Here is a 3732-nt window from a genome sequence, read left to right as displayed (position 1 = left end):
GCCGGCGCGCCGTTGTTCCAACCCGCCCGCACGAAGGTCAGCACATCGGCGATCTGCTGGTCGTTGAGCACCGGTGCGTATTTCGGCATCGGATACGGCGCGGGAATGCCGCCGATCACCAGGTCCTCGGTGCCGTTCAGCGTCACGTTGATCAGCGACGACGGATCCTTTTCCAGCACGTTCGGATTGCCGGACAACGGCGCCAGCATCGGCGCGAAGCCGCGTCCGTCGACACCGTGGCAGTGCATGCAGTACGCCGTGTAGACGCGCGCGCCTTCATTGTTCGCGGGACGGTTCAGCGACACTTTGGTCGCCTGCGGATCGTACGTATAAGGCGGCGCGCCGCTGCCGCCCGCCGACGGCAGCGACTTCAGATACGTCGTCATCGCGGCGATGTCGGTGTCGTTCATGTTCTGCGTGCTGTTGTTGATCACGCTGGTCATCGAACCGAACGCCGATGCATGGCGATTCGCGCCGGTCTTCAGGAACGCCTGCAGATCCTGATCGTTCCAGCGGCCCAGACCGACGTTGTGCTCGCCGGTGAGGTTCGCCGCGAACCAGCCGTCGAGCAGTCCGCCGGTCAAAAACGCGCTGCCGCTTTCATCGAGCGCCTTCTCCTGAAACGCGATGCCGCGCGGCGTGTGGCACGAGCCGCAGTGCCCCAACCCCTGAATCAGATACGCGCCGCGATTCCAGGCCACGTCTTTGCCCGACTTGTCCTGGTAGACGCCTTTCTCCAGGAACACCATGTTCCAGAACTTCAGCGGCCAGCGCATGTTCAATGGCCACTTGATGTCCGGCTCGCGGTTCGCCTGCTGCACGGGCGCCACGCCGCTCATGAAATACGCGTACAGCGCTTTCATGTCGTCGTCGTTGACCTTGGCATACGACGGGTACGGCATCGCCGGATAGAGATTGTGGCCGTCTTTCGCGACGCCTTCGCGCATGGCCCGCGCGAAGTCCTCCTCCGTGTAACCGCCAATGCCGGTTTGCGGATCGGGCGTGATGTTGGTGGTGTAGATCTGGCCCATCGGCGTGGTCATCGGCAGGCCGCCCGCAAACGGCTTGCCTTTCGGCGCCGTATGACAGGCGACACAATCGCCGACCTTCGCCAGATAGGCGCCACGTTGCACGAGCGCAGGATCGGCGGATTGCGCGGCCGCCTGCGCCGGAGTCTGCGCGAACAACGGCAGCGTCACGCTCAACACGACGGCAAAACCCTTCAGTGTGTTTTTCATATCGGGCTCCGGTCAGGCGGTTTGCAACTGGCTGCCAACGGGCAACTGCCGCAGCCGCTTGCCGGTGGCCGCGAAGATCGCGTTAGTCAGCGCGGGCGCGAGCGCCGCCGTGCCGGGTTCGCCGATGCCGCCGGGCGCCTCGCCGCTCTTCACGATATGCACCTCGATAGGCGGCGTCTGATCGATCCGCAACATCCGGTAGTCGGTGAAGTTGTTCTGCTCGACGCGGCCGTCCTTGATCGTGATCTCGCTATAAAGCGCCGCCGTGATGCCGAAGATGATGCCGCCCTGCACCTGCGCCTCCACCGTGTTCGGATTGACCACCATGCCGCAATCGACCGCGCACACCACACGCTTGACCGCCACCTCGCCCTGATCCACCGCGACATCCACGACGATCCCGAAGAAGCTGCCGAACGCATGCATGACGGACACGCCGCGCCCCTGCCCCTTCGGCACCGCGCTGCCCCAGTTCGCCGCCTGGGTGGCGACGTTGAGCACGTTCAACGCGCGCGGCGTCTTGCCGAGCAGATCCTGACGGTATTTGACCGGATCGACTTTGGCCTGCGCCGCGAGTTCATCGATAAAGCTCTCCACCACGAACGTGCCGCGCGTCGGTCCCACGCCGCGCCAGAATGCGGTGGGAACCGCGTGCGGCTCCTGACGAACGTAGTCGACCAGTTGATTCGGCAAGTCGTACGGCAGGTCCGAAGCGACTTCGACCGCATCCGGATCGAGGCCGTTCTTGAAAGCCGGCGGCGCGAAACGCGCCATCACCGAAGAACCGACGATGCGGTGCTGCCACGCAACCGGCTTGCCGTTCGCGTCGAGGCCCGCGGAGATTTTGTCGTAGTAGTACGGCCGGTACATGTCGTGCTGAATGTCTTCTTCGCGTGTCCAGACCACCTTCACCGGCGTCGATACCTGTTTGCCGACCTTGACCGCCTGCGTGACCATGTCGAATTCGAGCCGCCGCCCGAAGCCGCCGCCGATCAGGTGGTTGTGCACGACGATCTTGTCGGCGGGCAAACCCGTGACCGCCACGGCGGCGTCCACGACCCGCGTCGGCACTTGCGAGCCCAGCCAGACATCGCAGCCGTCGGGGCGCACATGCACCGTGCAGTTGATCGGCTCCATGGTGGCGTGCGCGAGGAACGGCTGCTGATAGACGGCGTCCACGCGCGTCTTGGCATTGTTGAATGCACTGCCGACGTCGCCGTCTTTACGCGCCACCGCGCCGTTGCGCTGCGAGGCGGCGGCCAGGTCGTCGACGATCTGTTTCATCGAAACGTTCGCGCCCGCGCCTTCGTTCCATTTGATCACGAGCGCCTGCACGCCGCGCTTCGCGGCCCAGGTGTGGTCGCCGATCACGGCGACCGCGTTGTCGATCTTGATGACCTGACGCACGCCGGGGATCTTTTTCGCGTGGGTGTCGTCGACGCTCGCGAGCGTGCCGCCGAACACCGGACAATTGGCAATCGCCGCATAGACCATGTCGGGCACGCGCACGTCGAGCCCGAACTGCGCGGTACCGTCCACTTTCTCCGGCGAGTCGAGGCGCTTCGCCGGCGTGCCGATCAGCTTGAAGTCCTTCGGGTCTTTGAGCTTGACGTTCTGCGGCGCCGGCAGACCGGCGGCCGCGGTGACCAGTTCGCCATAGCCGATGCTGCGCTTGCTGGCCTCATGAATCACCTGCCCGGCCTGCGCATGGCAGCTCGCCGGATCGACTTGCCATTGCTGCGCGGCCGCGCTGATCAGAACCGTGCGCGCGGCGGCGCCGGCTTTACGCATCGGCTCCCACGCATAGCGGATCGAGGTCGAACCGCCCGTGAGCTGGCCGCCGAGCAGCGGGTCCATGAAGAGCTTTTCGTTCGGCGGCGCGTGGTCGACGGTGATCGAGTCGAGCGGCACTTCGAGCTCTTCGGCAATCAGCATCGGAATCGACGTATAGACGCCCTGGCCCATCTCGACCTTCGGAATCACGAGCGTGACCTTGCCCGCAGTATCGATCTGGATGAACGCGTTCGGCGCGAACACACCGCTTTGCGGCGTTTCGACACCGTCGCCGCCAATCACCGATTTGCCGGCCTTCTGATCCTGGCTGGCGGCCGGCATGCTGAAGCCGAGCAGCAGGCCGCCACCGGCCGCCGCCCCCACCGTCACGCCGAACTTCAGAAAGGTGCGGCGGGACAATCCACCCGCGGCCCGCGCGCCGCCTTTCGAAGACGCGCCGCCGTTCTGTGCATCGAGCAATCCCTGGGACATGTCAGGCCCCCTTCGCGGCTTGCTTGATCGCCGCGCGGATGCGGTTGTATGTGCCGCAGCGGCAGATATTGCCGGCCATGGCCGCGTCGATGTCCGCGTCGGTAGGATTGGGGTTGCTCGCGAGCAGCGAAGCCGCCGACATCACCTGCCCGGACTGGCAGTAGCCGCATTGCACCACGTCCAGTTGACGCCATGCCTGCTGCACTTTCTGACCCGCCGGCGTGTTGCC

Annotated in this window: 3 protein-coding genes; all 3 read right to left on the bottom strand. The window is 65.2% G+C overall.

The window, feature by feature from the left end; genetic code table 11:
• Positions 1–1238, bottom strand: a 1238-nt coding sequence (locus P0D70_RS36240) for a c-type cytochrome (RefSeq protein WP_408188060.1), incomplete at its 3' end; no start/stop codon positions are given.
• Between the two features lie 12 nt (positions 1239–1250).
• Positions 1251–3503: a xanthine dehydrogenase family protein molybdopterin-binding subunit gene (locus P0D70_RS36235; RefSeq protein ID WP_408188059.1), complete on the bottom strand. Its 2253-nt coding sequence runs from the start codon at positions 3501–3503 to the stop codon at positions 1251–1253.
• A gap of 1 nt (position 3504) precedes the next feature.
• A partial coding sequence (locus tag P0D70_RS36230; protein WP_408188058.1) for a (2Fe-2S)-binding protein occupies positions 3505–3732 on the bottom strand: 228 nt, incomplete at its 5' end.

The sequence above is a fragment of the Paraburkholderia sp. RL17-381-BIF-C genome (genome assembly GCF_046026435.1).
Classification (GTDB): Bacteria; Pseudomonadota; Gammaproteobacteria; order Burkholderiales; family Burkholderiaceae; genus Paraburkholderia.
Note: the sequence above shows the minus strand (reverse complement) of the source record. Positions and strands in the feature narration are given on the sequence as shown.